The 15007-nt window shown below is 58.0% G+C and carries 18 protein-coding genes; all 18 read right to left on the reverse strand.

Annotated elements, in window-relative coordinates:
* Positions 1-67 precede the first annotated feature (67 nt).
* Positions 68-559 carry a cytochrome c maturation protein CcmE gene (gene ccmE / locus AACQ95_RS01155; protein WP_042872036.1) on the reverse strand — a complete coding sequence of 164 codons (492 nt, stop codon included), beginning with the start codon at positions 557-559 and terminating at the stop codon, positions 68-70.
* The gene (gene ccmD, locus AACQ95_RS01160; RefSeq protein ID WP_042872035.1) at positions 556-762 is read right to left on the reverse strand and encodes a heme exporter protein CcmD; all 207 of its coding nucleotides are present in this window, start codon (positions 760-762) and stop codon (positions 556-558) included. The genes ccmE and ccmD overlap by 4 nt, the downstream gene beginning before the upstream one ends.
* 2 nt (positions 763-764) lie before the next feature.
* Positions 765-1505, reverse strand: a complete 741-nt coding sequence (locus AACQ95_RS01165; RefSeq protein ID WP_043134710.1) for a heme ABC transporter permease — start codon at positions 1503-1505, stop codon at positions 765-767.
* Between the two features lie 162 nt (positions 1506-1667).
* A complete protein-coding gene (gene ccmB, locus AACQ95_RS01170) occupies positions 1668-2336 on the reverse strand; it encodes a heme exporter protein CcmB (RefSeq protein ID WP_042034081.1) in 669 nt (222 codons plus the stop codon).
* A 4-nt stretch (positions 2337-2340) separates the two neighbouring features.
* A complete protein-coding gene (gene ccmA, locus AACQ95_RS01175) occupies positions 2341-2976 on the reverse strand; it encodes a cytochrome c biogenesis heme-transporting ATPase CcmA (RefSeq protein WP_043134709.1) in 636 nt (211 codons plus the stop codon).
* A 163-nt stretch (positions 2977-3139) separates the two neighbouring features.
* The gene (locus AACQ95_RS01180) at positions 3140-3526 is read right to left on the reverse strand and encodes a DUF2802 domain-containing protein (RefSeq protein ID WP_043134707.1); all 387 of its coding nucleotides are present in this window, start codon (positions 3524-3526) and stop codon (positions 3140-3142) included.
* An 18-nt stretch (positions 3527-3544) separates the two neighbouring features.
* Entirely contained in the window at positions 3545-4033 is a 489-nt protein-coding gene (locus AACQ95_RS01185) for a chemotaxis protein CheW (RefSeq protein WP_005298836.1), read from the reverse strand.
* A 69-nt stretch (positions 4034-4102) separates the two neighbouring features.
* Positions 4103-4969, reverse strand: coding sequence for a chemotaxis protein CheW (locus AACQ95_RS01190; protein WP_241280322.1), 867 nt, complete (start codon positions 4967-4969; stop codon positions 4103-4105).
* Positions 4966-5760, reverse strand: coding sequence for a ParA family protein (locus AACQ95_RS01195; RefSeq protein ID WP_043555988.1), 795 nt, complete (start codon positions 5758-5760; stop codon positions 4966-4968). Before AACQ95_RS01195 ends, AACQ95_RS01190 begins: the two co-directional genes overlap by 4 nt.
* A 4-nt stretch (positions 5761-5764) precedes the next feature.
* Positions 5765-6676, reverse strand: coding sequence for a flagellar motor protein MotB (locus AACQ95_RS01200; RefSeq protein WP_241280323.1), 912 nt, complete (start codon positions 6674-6676; stop codon positions 5765-5767).
* 2 nt (positions 6677-6678) lie between these two features.
* Positions 6679-7416: a flagellar motor protein gene (locus tag AACQ95_RS01205; protein WP_043134702.1), complete on the reverse strand. Its 738-nt coding sequence runs from the start codon at positions 7414-7416 to the stop codon at positions 6679-6681.
* A 2-nt stretch (positions 7417-7418) separates the two neighbouring features.
* Positions 7419-8534, reverse strand: coding sequence for a protein-glutamate methylesterase/protein-glutamine glutaminase (locus AACQ95_RS01210; protein WP_043555984.1), 1116 nt, complete (start codon positions 8532-8534; stop codon positions 7419-7421).
* Between the two features lie 32 nt (positions 8535-8566).
* Entirely contained in the window at positions 8567-10735 is a 2169-nt protein-coding gene (locus tag AACQ95_RS01215) for a chemotaxis protein CheA (protein ID WP_241280324.1), read from the reverse strand.
* A gap of 11 nt (positions 10736-10746) precedes the next feature.
* Positions 10747-11487: a protein phosphatase CheZ gene (locus tag AACQ95_RS01220; RefSeq protein ID WP_043134698.1), complete on the reverse strand. Its 741-nt coding sequence runs from the start codon at positions 11485-11487 to the stop codon at positions 10747-10749.
* A gap of 12 nt (positions 11488-11499) precedes the next feature.
* Positions 11500-11871 (reverse strand): chemotaxis response regulator CheY, encoded by a 372-nt coding sequence (gene cheY / locus AACQ95_RS01225; protein ID WP_005298814.1) that lies wholly within the window; start codon positions 11869-11871, stop codon positions 11500-11502.
* A gap of 123 nt (positions 11872-11994) precedes the next feature.
* Positions 11995-12714 carry an RNA polymerase sigma factor FliA gene (locus tag AACQ95_RS01230; protein ID WP_043134697.1) on the reverse strand — a complete coding sequence of 240 codons (720 nt, stop codon included), beginning with the start codon at positions 12712-12714 and terminating at the stop codon, positions 11995-11997.
* Positions 12707-13582 carry a MinD/ParA family protein gene (locus AACQ95_RS01235; protein ID WP_042872011.1) on the reverse strand — a complete coding sequence of 292 codons (876 nt, stop codon included), beginning with the start codon at positions 13580-13582 and terminating at the stop codon, positions 12707-12709. Before AACQ95_RS01235 ends, AACQ95_RS01230 begins: the two co-directional genes overlap by 8 nt.
* Before the next feature lies 1 nt (position 13583).
* The gene (gene flhF / locus AACQ95_RS01240) at positions 13584-15002 is read right to left on the reverse strand and encodes a flagellar biosynthesis protein FlhF (RefSeq protein ID WP_241280326.1); all 1419 of its coding nucleotides are present in this window, start codon (positions 15000-15002) and stop codon (positions 13584-13586) included.
* Positions 15003-15007 lie beyond the last annotated feature (5 nt).

The raw sequence follows: 15007 nt of genomic DNA on the forward strand, positions 1-15007 counted from the left end.
AAATGAGCCGCAGCACGAACCTGTAAACCGGCTTGAAATGGTGAAAGCGGTGCGAATGCTGTCGGGATCATTGCTTGGCTCCCTTCAACTGCGCCTCTGTATATTCCGGCTTGAAGTGCATGCCATTGGTGGCATCGGCCACTTCCGGCGGCATGTAGTTCTCATCGTGCTTGGCCAGCACCTCGAACGCCTCCACCGTAGTGGCGTTCTTGAGGGTACCCTGGGCCACTATGCCCTGCCCTTCGCGAAACAGGTCGGGCAGTATGCCGTCAAACTCGACGGTCACCAGATGGCCGCCGTTGTCCACCAGCTTGAAGGCCACCTTGAGGCTCTGCTGATCCCGCTGCACCGAGCCCGGCACCACCAGGCCACCGATGCGCAGGCGCTGCCCCTCTTCCGGCTTGATCTTGTCCGGTCCCTTGCCCTCCACCAGCTCGCTCGGGGTATAGAAGAGATCGATATTCTGGCTGAGGGCATAGAGCACCAGGCCTATCACGGCGGCGAGGCCAAGACTTATCGCCAATATGATGGTGAGGCGTTTCTTGCGTCTCGGATTCATAGGGTGTTCTCCATCTGCTGGGCCGCCTTGCGGCGGGTCTCGCGGGCCTGCTTGCTGCGCAATTCGCCGAGCAGGCTGCGGGTCTTCAACCGGGTGGAAATGACGATGCCGACCAGGCAGATCAGGGTCAGACCGAAGGAGAGCCAGACGTAGAAGGCGTAGCCGCCCATCGCCATGAAGTCACTGAAAGAGGCAAAGTGCATGCTTACTTCTCCTGCTCGGCAATCTCTTTGACCCAGGGGCGATGCCACTCCCGCATCAAGAGCTCGTTGCGAAAACGCATCAGGGAGAGGGCCCCGAGGAAGGTGGCAAAGGCCAGTATCATGATGAGCAGCGGCCACAGCATCTCGGGGGAGATGGAGGGCTTGTCAAACTTGGTGATGCTGGCGCCCTGATGCAGGGTGTTCCACCACTCCACCGAGTAGTGAATGATGGGCAGGTTGATCACCCCCACCAGAGCCAGAATGCCGGCGGCGCGACCGGCCAGCACCTTGTCGCTGAAGGCGTTGTAGAGCGCGATCACCCCCAGATAGAGGAACAGCAGAATAAGCTCGGAGGTGAGACGGGCATCCCATACCCACCAGGTGCCCCACATGGGTTTGCCCCAGGCGGCGCCGGTAAACAGCGCGATGAAGGTGAACACGGCACCGACCGGCGCAACGGCGGCCACCGTCATGTCGGCCATCCGCAGTTGCCACACCAGCCCGATGAAGGCGGCCACCGCCATGGTGGAATAAGCCCCCATGGAGAGGATGGCGGCCGGCACATGGATGTAGATGATCCGGAAGGAGTCACCCTGCTGATAATCAGCGGGTGCAAAAGCCAGGCCCCAGAGGGTGCCAATGATGAACGCCAGCAGGCTTGTCACGGCAAACCAGGGCAGCAAGGTCCCTGCCAGCTGATAGGCGCGCTCGGGTTTAGCGTAAGGGTGCAACCATTTCCACATAGCTCACAAAACCTTTCTGTTATTAATATAGTGGCGAGGCCTACCATACCCACTGCCGGAAAACATCACATCCCCCGAAAGCAATAAGCAGCCATCCTCTTGATCTATCTCAAGTATATTTTTTATAACAGCCCATCCCGAGCCGCCTTACCACAGCTTTCATCAGTTCACGCTGACCCGCAGCGCCGCCGAGACCGCCAAGGGGGTCAGGGTCAGCGCACCGGCCAGCATGGCCCCCAAAATCGCGAGCTGGCCCGAATAGGGCAGCCCCATGCCCGCCGCATCGATGGCGGACGTGGCAAAAATCAGTACCGGAATATAGAGCGGCAGGATCAGCAAGCTGAGCAGTACGCCCCCCTTGCGCAACCCGACCGTCAGGGCGACGCCAACCGCCCCGAGCAGGCTCAGCACGGGCGTCCCCAGCGCCAGGGTGGCGACCACCGCCAGATAGGTGTTCATGTCCAGCGACAACAGGATGGCGAGCAGCGGGGAGATCAGCAGCAGCGGCAGGCCGGTCAACAGCCAGTGAGCGATCACTTTGGCCAGAGCCAGCAAGCCCAGCGGATGAGGCATCAGCATCATCTGCTCCAGCGCACCGTCGCTGAAGTCATCGCGAAACAGCCGCTCCAGCGAGAGCATGGCCGCCAGCAGGGCCGCCACCCAGATGATGCCGGGGGCGATACGGGCCAGCAGCTTGGGCTCGGGGCCTATGCCAAGGGGAAACAAGGTGATGACGATGAGGAAGAACCAGAGCGGGTTGAGTATGTCGGAGCGCTGGCGCAGGGCCATCAGCAACTCGCGATGAATAAGGTGGATTACGGCGCGCAACATCAAACTACTCCTGCAGCAAGGGCGTGAGGGAGAGGGTCTTCAACCGCCCTTCCATCAGAGTCATGTCCTGATGGGTGGTGAGGATCACCATGCCACCCCGCTCGGCATGGGCCAGGAACAACCGCTCCAGCACCTTGACGCCCTGCTTGTCGATGGCGGTAAAGGGCTCATCCAGGATCCAGAGTGCCGGCTTGTCGCTGAGCCAGAGCCGGGCCAGTGCGACCCTGCGCTGTTGGCCGGCGGAGAGCTGCCCGGTGGGATAGTCCTCAAACCCGGCCAGGCCGACCTGGGCGAGCACCTGCCACAAATCTACCGTCGCTTGAGCCGGATGATGCAACTTTTGATAGAAGGTGAGATTTTCGAGCGGCGTCAGCGCCGCCTTGACGCCAGGCTGATGGCCCAGATAGAGCAGGTTGGCATGATATTCATCACGACAGCTGCGGATATTCTCGCCATTCCAGCACACCTCACCGGCAAATGGCTGCGACAGGCCGGTCAACAGCCGGAGCAGGCTGGTCTTCCCCACCCCGTTGGGGCCTTCAATTTGCACCAGATCGCCGGGAGCCACCGCAAAGGAGAGATGTTCAAACAGAGTGCGATCTTCACGCACGCAGCTCAGATTGTTAATTTGAAGCAGCATGAGGATGTAATCAGTGAAAAGAAGCGGCCTGCATATTAACACAGTATTGGAGAGCGTCTTTTCAAAGATGCCAACTATCAGCAGGATTTGTGGGGGAGATCCCGCCTTTTTGGCGCGCCGGACGGGTGAAAAAAATCAGGAAGGCGGGCGCCTTCCTGAGGATCTATGAGCGGCCTTTTCGCAATGAAATCAACAGTTCTGCCTCGGCCTTCGGCAATTCACATTCATTCATGACCTCGTCGAGGTCGGCGCCCAGCTCCACCATCTTGGCGGCACGGCTGTAAAGGCGGCGTTCCGGATCCTGCAGGGTCAGCTCCTGCTGGCGATCATTGACCTGCTGCATGGCCCCTTCAACGGACTGCAAACGCTGACCCATGCCGATGGCTCCCGTGTGCAGCTCCATCATCTGCTTGCGCAGACTCTCAAGCTGGCCTTGCAGTGTCTCCACCCTGGCCTCGGACTCTCGCTGGCCACGTCGGCTGCTGATCACCCCGTACAGGGCCAGCACCAACGCCAGCAAGGACACCCCCAAGGCGGCTATTTCAATCATCAACACATCATTTTCCTATCAGAGGGAACCAATATCTTCCCACTCTTCATCGGAGAGCAGCTTGTTCAGATCGACCAGGATCAGCAGCTGACCATCGCGGTTGCTGACGCCCTGAATGAACTTGGCGCTCTCTTCGGTACCCACGGCAGGGGCGGCATCGATCTCGGAGGAGCGCAGATAGACCACCTCGGCCACGCTGTCGACCATGATGCCAATCACCTGCTTCTCCGCCTCGATGATGACGATGCGCGAGTTCTCGCTCACATCGCCGGAAGGCAGGCCGAAACGGGAGCGGGTATCGATGACAGTCACCACGTTGCCACGCAGGTTGATGATGCCCAGCACATACTCGGGCGCACCTGGCACAGGGGCGATTTCGGTGTAGCGCAACACCTCCTGCACCTGCATCACGTTGATGCCATAGGTTTCATTTTCCAGCTGGAAGGTGACCCATTGCAGCACTTCATCTTCGGCCAGATTCTGTGCAATATTGCGCTTTTCTGTCATGTTTTTATTCCTTTTATGAAAACGTCTACTGGTAAAACTAGCAATAAAACAGCACAAGTGCAGAAGTTATCAGCGACCTTCTATGTTGACCCCACGCTCCAGCAACAGGAGCAATTCCTTGACGTGCAGCAGGGCACACATCTTCTCCTTGACCATGCCCGCCAGCCAGGGGCGCTTGCCCTCCTGGTGACGCCATTTGACCTGATCACGATGCAATAACTCTGTGCCCTTCAGATGATGGCAGGCGAGTCCCCAGGGAGATTCGCCCAGCATGATCAGATACTTGTAATCCGCTATGTCCAGATGCTGGCCCGGCATCACCCACTGTGCCGTGTCCACCACGTTCATCTTCTGCTCGCGGGAGGTCATGATGCCACGGTACCAATCCGGCTGACCGAACAGTGACGAGACCTCTCCCAGCTGATGAATACCGCCAAGCTCAGTCAGGGGCACCGCGAAGGTGACGCCGGCGACTTCGAAGAAGAGCGCCTGAAACTCCTTGCCGGTGTCGATATTCTCCCAGGTCGATGGTGCGACTTCCGCCTGAGGGGCCAGTTCCACCGCCGTCTCTGTCATCACCAGCGCCGATGGCTCTGCCACCGCAGGGGCAGGCATCTCCTCCGGCCATACGGGTTCAACCGGCAGCAAGGCATCTTCGGCCTCGATCTGCAGCGGCTCGCTGATCACCTCTTCGTGGCTCAGGGCGTCCATCTCAAACTGCACCTGACCCACCTGGGCGAGCAGCTCGCTCAGTTGTTCGAGCCGCTCATCTGCCTCCAGATAAGGCTGCACCACCACCTCGGGCTGCACCTGAGGCTGACGTAGCAGCCGGACAACGGGCGCAGGTTCCTCTGGCAGATCAGGCAACAGCGCCTCATCCAGCAACAGGGAGTGGAAGTAATCATCCATGGCCCTGACTTGGGTCGTGTCGCTCATGATGCCACCTCATGAGCACGTTGACGCTCCTGGGCATCAAGATAGTTGAGCAAGGTCTCATAGGCATAAGTGCCGCGACTACTCGGCGAATAAATGGAAGGGGGAATGTGGAGCAAGCTGGCATCCCGAAACTTGGTGTCTATGGGGATGACGGCATTCCATACCGCATCGCCATGTTGATCCTTGATGGACTTCAGTGTCATCAGAGAGGCACGGGTACGCTTGTCAAACATGGTGGGGATCACTGTGAAGCGAAACTTCTCCCGCTTGGATCGCTGCATGATCTCGAAGGTCTTCATCATCCGCTCCAGCCCCTTGAGGGCCAGGAACTCGGTCTGAACCGGCACCAGGATCCGATCGCAGGCCGCCAGGGCGTTGACCATCATGACCCCCAGTACTGGCGGACAGTCGATGAGCACGTAGTCATACTGATCCTGAATGCGCAGCAGGGCACGCTTGATCACCAACCCCATGCCTTCACGGTTGCCCATCACCCGATCCAGAGTGGCCAGGGTAATGGAGGCCGGCAGCAGGTGGATGTTCTCAAACTTGGTTCGCAGCGTCAGTTTATTGACCAGCTCGGCCGTCGGTTTGACGGCCTGAAACAGCTCATAGAGGGTACCGTCCAGCCGATCCGAGTCAAAATCGAGATAAGAGGTCAGGGAAGCATGGGGATCGGTGTCAATCAATAGCACCCGCTGGCCGCGCTGAGCCAGGATACCGGCTAACGAGACCACTGTGGTGGTTTTACCGACCCCACCTTTTTGGTTGGCAACCGTCCAAACAATCACTGTATCAATCCTGCCTTGTTGTTATACGTATGCCACCACCTGGCAGAGTGATCACCTTGACCTCGCCTGCCTCTACCGCCTGTTGCACTGCTGGAACCGGCTCCACCATCACAGGCTTGACGGGAGCGGGTGGCACCCAGGCGAACTTGGAAATAGCGACCACCACCTTGCGATTCTGTAAGCGTCCCTGTTCGCTGTCATTCCCGGCAAAGGGAGAAAACTCCCCGTATGCCTCGTAGGCAAGCCGCTGTGGTGCTATGCCCTTGGCGATGAGAGCTGTGAGCACGGCCTCGGCTCTTGCTGCTGACAGCGTCCAGTTGGAGCGAAAAATTTCATTATTTATCTGCTGGTTATCTGTATAGCCCCGCACTCTCACATAGTTATCGACCGGTTTCAGAATACCTGAAAGCGTATTGAGCACAGGGTCGGCATTGGTGCTCATAAAGGCACTACCGCTGCCAAACAAGAGACCTGAGCTCAACTCCACAGTCAACCAGTTATCATCCAGTGTGAGCTTGACCACACCGGCCTCGACCAGAGTGCCCATGTTCTCTTTCAGCTGCGTATCTATCTTCGCAAGCGTCATGCCATCTTGTTTAATGGGCACACCGGAGATGGGAGCGAGGGAGGGAGAAGGCGGCAAAGCACTCTCCAGCACTGAGGGGGCAGCCGATACCTCGTTGTTCAACAGCGACTTCCCCTGCCCTTCCAGCAGGCCATCACTGCGTGGCTGCATGACGTTGAATGCCTGGGTCATGCCGTCGATGACGGCGCGATATTTGTCTTTGTTGACCAACGCCACCGAATAGAGCACCACAAACAGCGCAAAGATCAGCGTCATGTAGTCGGCGTAGGAAACCAGCCAGCGATCGAGATGTTCTCGACCTTGCAGATGCAAACGATAGCGCTTGCGCATGGCTACTCTCCTTTCAGATAAGCCTTCAACCGCCGCTCAACCTGCGGGCCATTCTCACCGTGGGCAATCGCCATCAAGCCTTCCAGCGTCATCTCCTGGAACAGGGCGTAATGATAATGAAAGGCGCGCAGACGGTTGGCTATCGGCAGATAAAAGAGGTTGGCAAAGCCGACCCCGTAAATGGTGGCAACAAACGCAACGGCAATGCCGGCGCCGAGGGCTGCCGGATCCTCCAGATGGAACATGGCCTGGATCAGACCCATTACGGCACCTATGATGCCGATGGTCGGACTGTATCCCCCCATGGCCTCGAAGACCCGGGCCGAGTGCTCGTTACGCTCCTGCTCGATGTCGATGTCCGCTTCCAACAACATGCGAATATCATCTATCGACACCCCATCCACTATCATGGTGAGCCCCTGACGGGTGAACTCGTCACTCTCCTGATCGGCCTGATTTTCCAGCGCCAGCAGACCCTGCTGGCGGGCAAATACCGCCCATGCCTGCAAGCGTTCGGCCTGATTGACCAGATCCCAACCAGGGGGGAGCAACATCCAGCGCAACTGCCTGATCGCCTCTAGCAGATATTTGCGCGGCGTCTGCAAAATGACGGCCCCCCAGGTACCACCAACGACGATGACAAATGCAGGTCCGTCGAGCAGGGTAAGCAGGGTGCCGCCATGCCATAGCTGGGCAATGGCAATGGCTCCCAGAGCCAGGATCAGGCCAAACATGCCCATCTTTAGCGACCCAGCTCAACCAGAATACGTTGTGCTACCCGATCCAGCGGCAGTGACTCAGTGGCGATGCCCGCCTTGGCGACAGCTTGCGGCATACCGTATACGACGCAAGAGGCTTCATCCTGGGCCCAAATGGTGGAGCCCTGCTCCTTGAGCAGACGCGCACCATCCCGACCATCCGCCCCCATGCCGGTCAATACGATGGCAAGCACCTTGTCGGCATAGGTTTTGGCTGCCGATGCGAAGGTGATGTCCACGCACGGCTTGTAATTGACCTTGTCATTGCCATCGACGATCCGGATGCGAGCACCGACTCCGCGTCCTTCCAGCAACATCTGTTTGCCACCTGGCGCCAGATAGGCGTGACCGGGTTTGAGTACATCACCATCCTCCGCTTCCTTGACTCCGATCTGGCACAGACCGTTGAGGCGAGCGGCAAACGCGGCGGTAAAGGTTGCCGGCATGTGCTGGATCAGCAGAATGGGATGAGGGAAATCGCCCGGCAGTTTGGTCAGCACATTTTGCAGGGCCACAGGGCCACCGGTAGAGGTGCCGATAGCCACCAGCTGGTAGGTTTTCCCACTGCGTTTAAACGCGGCAACCGGTACGACCCGTTGTGGCTCGACCTGACGATCGCCTGGGCGTGACAACGAGCCGCCCAGTGGGCTGCGAGCGGCCGGTTCAGGGGCTTTTGGCCTGGCGGGCGCGGCCATCAGGAAACGCTTGCGCGATATCTCCTTGACCCGCTGTTGCAACAAGCGAACGGCTTCGTCCTTGTCACGGGCTATGTCTTCGAACTTCTTGGGCAGGAAGTCGAGAGCGCCCGCATCCAGGGCATCGAGGGTGGCCTTGGCCCCTTCATGGGTCAGGGAGGAGAACATCAGGATCGGAGTGGGACACTTGGCCATGATCTCGCGCACGGCGCTGATGCCATCCATCACGGGCATCTCTATGTCCATGGTGATCACATCCGGCCGCAGAGCCAGCGCTTTGTCTACCGCTTCCCGTCCATTCTGGGCCGTATCGATCACCGTCAGCATAGGATCCTGATTGATGATCTCACTGACCCGGCGGCGGAAGAAGCTCGAGTCGTCGACAACTAATACCTTGACTGCCATTGTTATTTTTCTAACTCCTTGGGCCTGAGCTATCAATGTCTACGCGCATATGCTTTGAGCAGACTCGGCACATCCAGAATGAGTGCAATACCACCATCGCTGGTGATGGTGGCCCCGGCCATGCCAGGGGTTCCTTGCAGCAGGTTGTCCAGCGGCTTGATCACCACCTCTTCCTGGCCAATCAGATTATCCACGACAAACCCTATCTGCTGAGTGCCAATCTGCACTATGACCACATGGCCCGTATCCTGCCGTGACTTCTTGTTTGTCCCTTTCACCAGCCACTTGTGCAGGTAGAAGAGCGGAATGGCCTTGTCGCGCACTATGATGGTGAGCTGACCGTCCACCATGTTGGCCTTCTTGAGGTCCAGATGGAAAATCTCGTTCACACACCCCAGCGGCAAGGCAAATGTCTGCTCGCCCACTTCCACCATCAGCGTTGGCAAGATGGCCAGGGTCAAGGGCACCTTGATCTCGAGGCGAGTGCCTTTACCCCAGGTAGAGTCGATATGCACAGAGCCATTGAGGCTCACTATGCTGGTCTTCACCACATCCATGCCGACACCGCGGCCGGAGATATCGGAAATCTCGGACTTGGTCGAGAAACCGGGAGCAAAAATCAGGTTATAGGCATCGCTGTCGCTCATGCGCGCCGCCGTGTCTGCATCCAGTACGCCACGATTGATGGCGATGGACTTGAGCTTCTCCGGATCCATGCCGGCGCCATCGTCTTCGATACAAAGCAGAATGTGGTCACCCTGCTGGGAAGCGCTCAGGGTAATGGTACCCTGCCGTGGCTTGCCCGCTTTTTCCCGCACATCCGGCATCTCGACCCCATGGTCGCAGGAGTTGCGCACCAGGTGAACCAGCGGATCGGCCAGGGCCTCGACCAGGTTCTTGTCCAGATCTGTCTCTTCCCCGACCATCACCAGCTCAATATCTTTCTTGAGGGTGCGGGCCAGATCGCGCACGACCCGGGGGAAGCGGCCGAATACTTTCTTGATGGGCTGCATGCGCGTCTTCATCACGGCGCCTTGCAGATCTGCGGTCACCACATCCAGATTGGCAACCGCTTTTGACATGTCTTCATCGTTGCTGGCGATCCCGAGGCTCACCAGACGATTCCGTACCAGCACCAATTCCCCCACCATGTTCATGATGACGTCCAGCGTCTTGGTATCCACCCGCACAGTGGTATCGCTTTGCACCGCATTCTCTGCTGGCGCAGCGGCTTGCTTGACGGGGGCCGGTGCCGGTTTGGCGGCAGCAACAGGCGCGGCTACCGGTTTGGGAGCAGGTGCAGGCGTTGGCTTGGCAACGGGGGCAGGCGCCACAGGGGCTGCTGGCACCGGTGCGGCGACTGTTGGTGCAACAGGGGGCGTGATGCTGGTTTTTGGCCCTTGACCACGACCATGCAACTCATCGAGCAGGCGCTCGAACTCATCATCATCGATCAGTTCGTCGACCTCTTTTTGCACCGACTTCAACGGATTGGTCTCAGGCGCGCCGCTATGCTGGCCCTGACCATGCAACTGGTCGAGCAAGGCTTCAAACTCGTCGTCTGTGATATCCCCCGTACCGGTCAGCACTGGGCTCGCAACCGGGGTCGGGGCTCCGCCGACGCCATGCAGTTCATCGAGCAAGCGCTCGAACTCATCGGCAGAGATCTCATCGATGGAGCCGCCACCATTGACGGCGACGGGTGCGGCAACCGCTTCAGGCTCAGGAGCCGCGATCACCTCGTCAGCAGATGCCGCAGTCTCAGCGGGCGCACTATTGCCCGCCGAGGCGGTCAACAACTGCTCCTCGCCTTCTGGTTTGCAGAGCTCATGCAGGTCATGCAGGATTTCAGCTGAGGCAGGGCTAGGCGGTTCGCGATTTTGCACCTGGGCAAACATCACATTGATGGCATCCAGCGCCTGCAAAATGACATCCATCAATTCGGCCGTGACGGTTCGCTTGCCATTGCGCAAGATATCGAACACGTTTTCGGCACCGTGACAAACGTCTACCAACTCACCCAGAGAGAGAAAACCGGCGCCGCCTTTGACGGTATGGAAGCCGCGAAATATGGCATTCAACAGATTCTTGTCATCGGGTCGCTTTTCCAAGTCGACCAGTTGTTCGGACAACTGTTCCAATATTTCGGATGCTTCGACCAAAAAGTCTTGCAGTATGTCTTCATCAACTTCGAAGGCCATGCGTCACTCCATTAAAATCCCAGGCTAGACAGCAGATCGTCCACATCATCCTGACCATTGACCACATCGGAACGAGTCTCAGGGTTCATGATGGGGCCTTCAGCTTCAATCCCGCTTACAGGAAGGCTGCGAGATGAATGCTCAACAGATGCCTCACCAAACATAGTCAGCATTTCTATTAATTTAGTTTCAACTTCCTGAACCAACTTGATGACCTTGCGGATCATCTGGCCGGTCAAATCCTGAAAATCTTGCGCCATCAGGATCTCTGTCAGCAGTTGCCGTAATTTATCGGCATCAGATTCAGAAGCCTTAATAAAATCATCCAGTTGGTGACATAAAGACTTAAATTGCCCGACATTCATCTCCCTGCTCATCAGGGCATTCCAGTTGGGCATAACCAGCTGAATGTTGTCATTGAGCCGGTCGGCAATCGGCAAACTGGCCTCCACCGCATCCATGGTGCGGTTGGCTGCCTTGTCTGTCATGTCGATGACGTAGCTGAGACGTTCCCGGGCATCGGGAATTTCATGGGTTGCCAGGTCGGGGATCCGGGAATCCAGCCGGAAATCTTGTAAGGAGCTGTGCAGTTGTCGGGTCAGCTGACCCACTTTGTCAAACAGAGCAGCCGCATTGGGAGCACATGCATCTGCGATGATAGTATCGGCCTGTTCAAATTCGCCTTGCTCAAGATGGGCAACAAGCATCCTTGCCTGATCGAGCGAAATCATTGCACTCGTTTTGGCCTTCATCCCTGCTGCTCCTTAGCCGATTCGTTCAAAGATTTTGTCGAGTTTCTCTTTGAGCGTTGCAGCGGTGAAAGGCTTGACGATATAGCCATTGACGCCCGCCTGGGCGGCTTCAATGATCTGTTCGCGCTTGGCTTCGGCCGTTACCATCAGTACCGGCAGATGCTTGAGCTTGTCATCGACACGAATAGCCTTGAGCAAGTCAATGCCTTGCATACCGGGCATGTTCCAGTCGGTGACGACAAACTGAAAATCACCATTTTTCAACATTGGCAAGGCCGTGTTGCCATCATCTGCTTCGTGGGTATTGTTAAATCCCAGGTCACGCAGCAAGTTCTTGATAATCCGGCGCATCGTTGAAAAATCGTCAACAATGAGGATTTTCATGTTCTTGTCCAAAATTCCCTCCTAAATAGCCGCCATAGCGGCTCACTTACATGATGCAGATCGCAGGTTTTGTTTTGCGGATTATGCCTTAGAGTTTTGTTTCAGTGTAGCCAGTACAAACACTTATACATGCCAATCTCTTAAACGAGCGCGTAATCTGTGCATGGCCTGACTGTGTATCTGGCTCACGCGAGACTCGCTGACATTCAATACCTCGCCTATTTCACGCAAGTTCAGTTCTTCATCGTAGTAAAGGGAGAGGACCAGCGCTTCCCGTTCCGGCAGACGGCCTATGTGTTCGGCCAGGGCGCCTTGAAAACGCTCGGCCGCCAGCTCGTCAAACCCGCTGTTGCCTGCGGCATCGTCGGGGTGGCCTATCACATCCTCGCTAACCCCCAGATCCTCGATACCGATGATCTTGCCGCAGGAGACATCCTGCAGCATGGCGTGATACTCGCCGAGGCTGACCCCCATCTGGGCGGCTACCTCGGTATCACGGGCATCACGACCGTGCGCTTGTTCAACATTTTCGATGGCTTCGGCGATGGAGCGGCTGTTGCGGTGCACCGAGCGTGGCACCCAGTCCCCCCGCCGTATCTCGTCGAGCATGGAGCCGCGGATGCGGATCCCGGCATAAGTTTCAAAGCTGGCGCCCTTGCTGCCGTCAAAGTTGCGGGAAGCTTCGAGCAGCCCAATCATACCTGCCTGGATCAGGTCATCCAGCAAGACACTGCTTGGCAGGCGAGCCAACAAATGCTGGGCGATCCGTTTCACCAGCGGAGCATGACGCTCGACCAGCACATAGGAATCCTGATGACGCAAGTACGCTTGGGCTTTATTCACGGGAACCTTCCTGTGCTATGACCGGCCTTTGCAGCAAATTTTCCAGGAAAAATTCGAGATGACCGCCGGGTTGGTTAGGAATGGGCCAGCTTGCCGCCTTGTTGGCGAGGGCGCGAAACGCCAGCGCCGCAGGCGACTTGGGGAAGGCTTCGACAATCAGCTTCTGCTTGCGCACGGCGGCGCGCAGGTTGGTGTCGTAAGGTACGCACGCCACCAGCTCCAGCGAGGTATCCAGAAAACGGTCCGTGACCCGGGTCAACTTGGCGTAGAGCTCTTGCCCTTCACGCAGGCTGCGCACCATGTTGGCCACCACCTTGAAGCGAAACACGCCGTGATCCTTGGAGAGGATCTTGATCAGCGCGTAGGCATCCGTGATGGAGGTCGGCTCATCGCACACCACTATCATGATGTCCTGGGCGGCGCGGGTGAAGCTCAGCACCATGTCGGAGATCCCCGCCGCCGTATCCACCAGCAGTATGTCGACCTGGGTCTTCATCTCGCTGAAGGCGCGGATCAGTTCGGCATGCTGCACCGGAGAGAGCTCGACCATGGACTGGGTGCCTGATGTGGCCGGCACTATCATCATGCCATAGGGACCCTCGACTATGATGTCGTCTATGGTGCACTCGCCAGCCAGGACATGGGAGAGGTTGCGGTGTACCCGCAGCCCCAGCATGACGTCAACGTTAGCAAGGCCAAGGTCGGCGTCCAGCACCATCACCCGTTTGCCTTGTGCGGCCATGGCGCCAGCCACGTTCAGGGTCACGTTGGTCTTGCCCACGCCACCCTTGCCACCGGAAACGGCGATCACTTTTACTCGATTGTTTTGACGCATTTTGCGCAGACCACTCGCCTGATCCATATACATGTTACTCATAAAACTCCGAATCTTCGGCCTCGCCAAAGCCTGCACCCCAGAAATAGGGTTCTTCTGTTTCCCGCTCCAGCGAGCCCATGGCAGCTCCGACGAGCTGCGCCGCATTGGCAACTTGAATATCTTCCGGAACCCTTTGTCCATCAGTGATATAGCTGATGGGCAGTGCATTCTGGATACACACGTTAATCACTTCGCCCAGATTCAGACTCTCATCCAATTTGGTAAGTATGCAGCCGCTTAATGGAATACGCCGGAAATGGTCTACCGCCTCCTGCATCACCCGACGCTGGGAAGTGGCGGACATCACCAGGTAGCTGCGGATGCGTACCTTGGCATTCTTGACCAGGGTATCGAGCTGCTCGGTCAGACGGATATCCCGCTGCCCCACCCCGGCGGTATCGATCAGTACCAGCCGACGATGGCGGAACTGATAGAGCGCAGTGGCCAACTCCTCGGCATCCCTCACCTGCCGTACCGGGCAGCCCATGATGCGACCATAGGTCTGCAACTGCTCATGGGCGCCGATCCGGTAGTTGTCCGTGGTGATGAGTGCCACCTGCTCGGCGCCATACTTCATGGCAAACCGCGCCGCCAGCTTGGCGATGGTAGTGGTCTTGCCCACCCCGGTCGGTCCGAGCAGGGCAACCGCCCCACCCTGACGTAAAATATCGTCTTCGCTGATCTTGAGCTGGGCCGTCAGCACCTCGGCCAGCTGAGCCATGGCCTGATGGATGGACATGTCCTCGGGGATGAGGCCCGCCAGCTGATCGGCAAACGCATCGTCAAAGCCTATCTTCTTGAGCTCCTTGATGAGCAGCGCACGCATCGGCTCGCGACGTTCCACCTCCTGCCACATCAACCCGGAGATCTGGTGCTCCAGCAACTTGCGGATGCTGGCCATCTCCTTGCGCATCCCTTCCATCTCGGGATCCCGCTGTGCGGGTTGGGAAGCGCGGCCGGGAGCGGCCGCCCTGGCCTTCGGCTTGGCGGGCTCGGGAGCCGCTCCCCACTGGCCCTGTTCGGCCAGCGTGCGGGGAGCTGAACCGGCGGCGGCAACGGGTGCCGCCCCCTTGAGACCGGCCGGATTGGCCGGGTTCAACTTCTGCTGGCGCGCCAGCAGGGCGGCCAGGGTATCGGCATAGTGTTCGTTCTGTTCCTGGGCCTGGGTGGGCGCAGGACGGGTCATCTGCCGTCCGGCAGACGAGATATTGACGCTCTCATCGTTCAACTGACGGCGAACCGGCGCATCTTTGGGTCCCGGGACCTGGGATTGATAATCGACAGCGGCGACTATCTCCACCCCACCAGTGACCTTCTTGTTGGACATGATGACGGCGTCGGGCCCGAGAGTCTCCTTGACCTCGGCCAGAGCCGTTCGCATGTCCTTGGCAAAAAACCGCTTAATCTTCACCCGTC

It is taken from the genome of Aeromonas sp. MR19, assembly GCF_963899305.1.
Lineage (GTDB): Bacteria > Pseudomonadota > Gammaproteobacteria > Enterobacterales > Aeromonadaceae > Aeromonas > Aeromonas bestiarum.

Bases quoted from the DNA above. Each gene is read 5' to 3' on its own strand.
- AACQ95_RS01220 (WP_043134698.1), bottom strand. From the start codon at position 11,487: ATGAAGGCCAAAACGAGTGCAATGATTTCGCTCGATCAGGCAAGGATG.
- AACQ95_RS01215 (WP_241280324.1), bottom strand. From the start codon at position 10,735: ATGGCCTTCGAAGTTGATGAAGACATACTGCAAGACTTTTTGGTCGAA.
- AACQ95_RS01210 (WP_043555984.1), bottom strand. From the start codon at position 8,534: ATGGCAGTCAAGGTATTAGTTGTCGACGACTCGAGCTTCTTCCGCCGC.
- ccmD (WP_042872035.1), bottom strand. From the start codon at position 762: ATGCACTTTGCCTCTTTCAGTGACTTCATGGCGATGGGCGGCTACGCC.
- AACQ95_RS01190 (WP_241280322.1), bottom strand. From the start codon at position 4,969: ATGAGCGACACGACCCAAGTCAGGGCCATGGATGATTACTTCCACTCC.
- cheY (WP_005298814.1), bottom strand. From the start codon at position 11,871: ATGAAAATCCTCATTGTTGACGATTTTTCAACGATGCGCCGGATTATC.
- ccmE (WP_042872036.1), bottom strand. From the start codon at position 559: ATGAATCCGAGACGCAAGAAACGCCTCACCATCATATTGGCGATAAGT.
- AACQ95_RS01180 (WP_043134707.1), bottom strand. From the start codon at position 3,526: ATGATTGAAATAGCCGCCTTGGGGGTGTCCTTGCTGGCGTTGGTGCTG.
- ccmB (WP_042034081.1), bottom strand. From the start codon at position 2,336: ATGTTGCGCGCCGTAATCCACCTTATTCATCGCGAGTTGCTGATGGCC.
- AACQ95_RS01185 (WP_005298836.1), bottom strand. From the start codon at position 4,033: ATGACAGAAAAGCGCAATATTGCACAGAATCTGGCCGAAGATGAAGTG.
- AACQ95_RS01200 (WP_241280323.1), bottom strand. From the start codon at position 6,676: ATGCGCAAGCGCTATCGTTTGCATCTGCAAGGTCGAGAACATCTCGAT.
- AACQ95_RS01165 (WP_043134710.1), bottom strand. From the start codon at position 1,505: ATGTGGAAATGGTTGCACCCTTACGCTAAACCCGAGCGCGCCTATCAG.
- ccmA (WP_043134709.1), bottom strand. From the start codon at position 2,976: ATGCTGCTTCAAATTAACAATCTGAGCTGCGTGCGTGAAGATCGCACT.
- AACQ95_RS01235 (WP_042872011.1), bottom strand. From the start codon at position 13,582: ATGTATATGGATCAGGCGAGTGGTCTGCGCAAAATGCGTCAAAACAAT.
- AACQ95_RS01205 (WP_043134702.1), bottom strand. From the start codon at position 7,416: ATGGGCATGTTTGGCCTGATCCTGGCTCTGGGAGCCATTGCCATTGCC.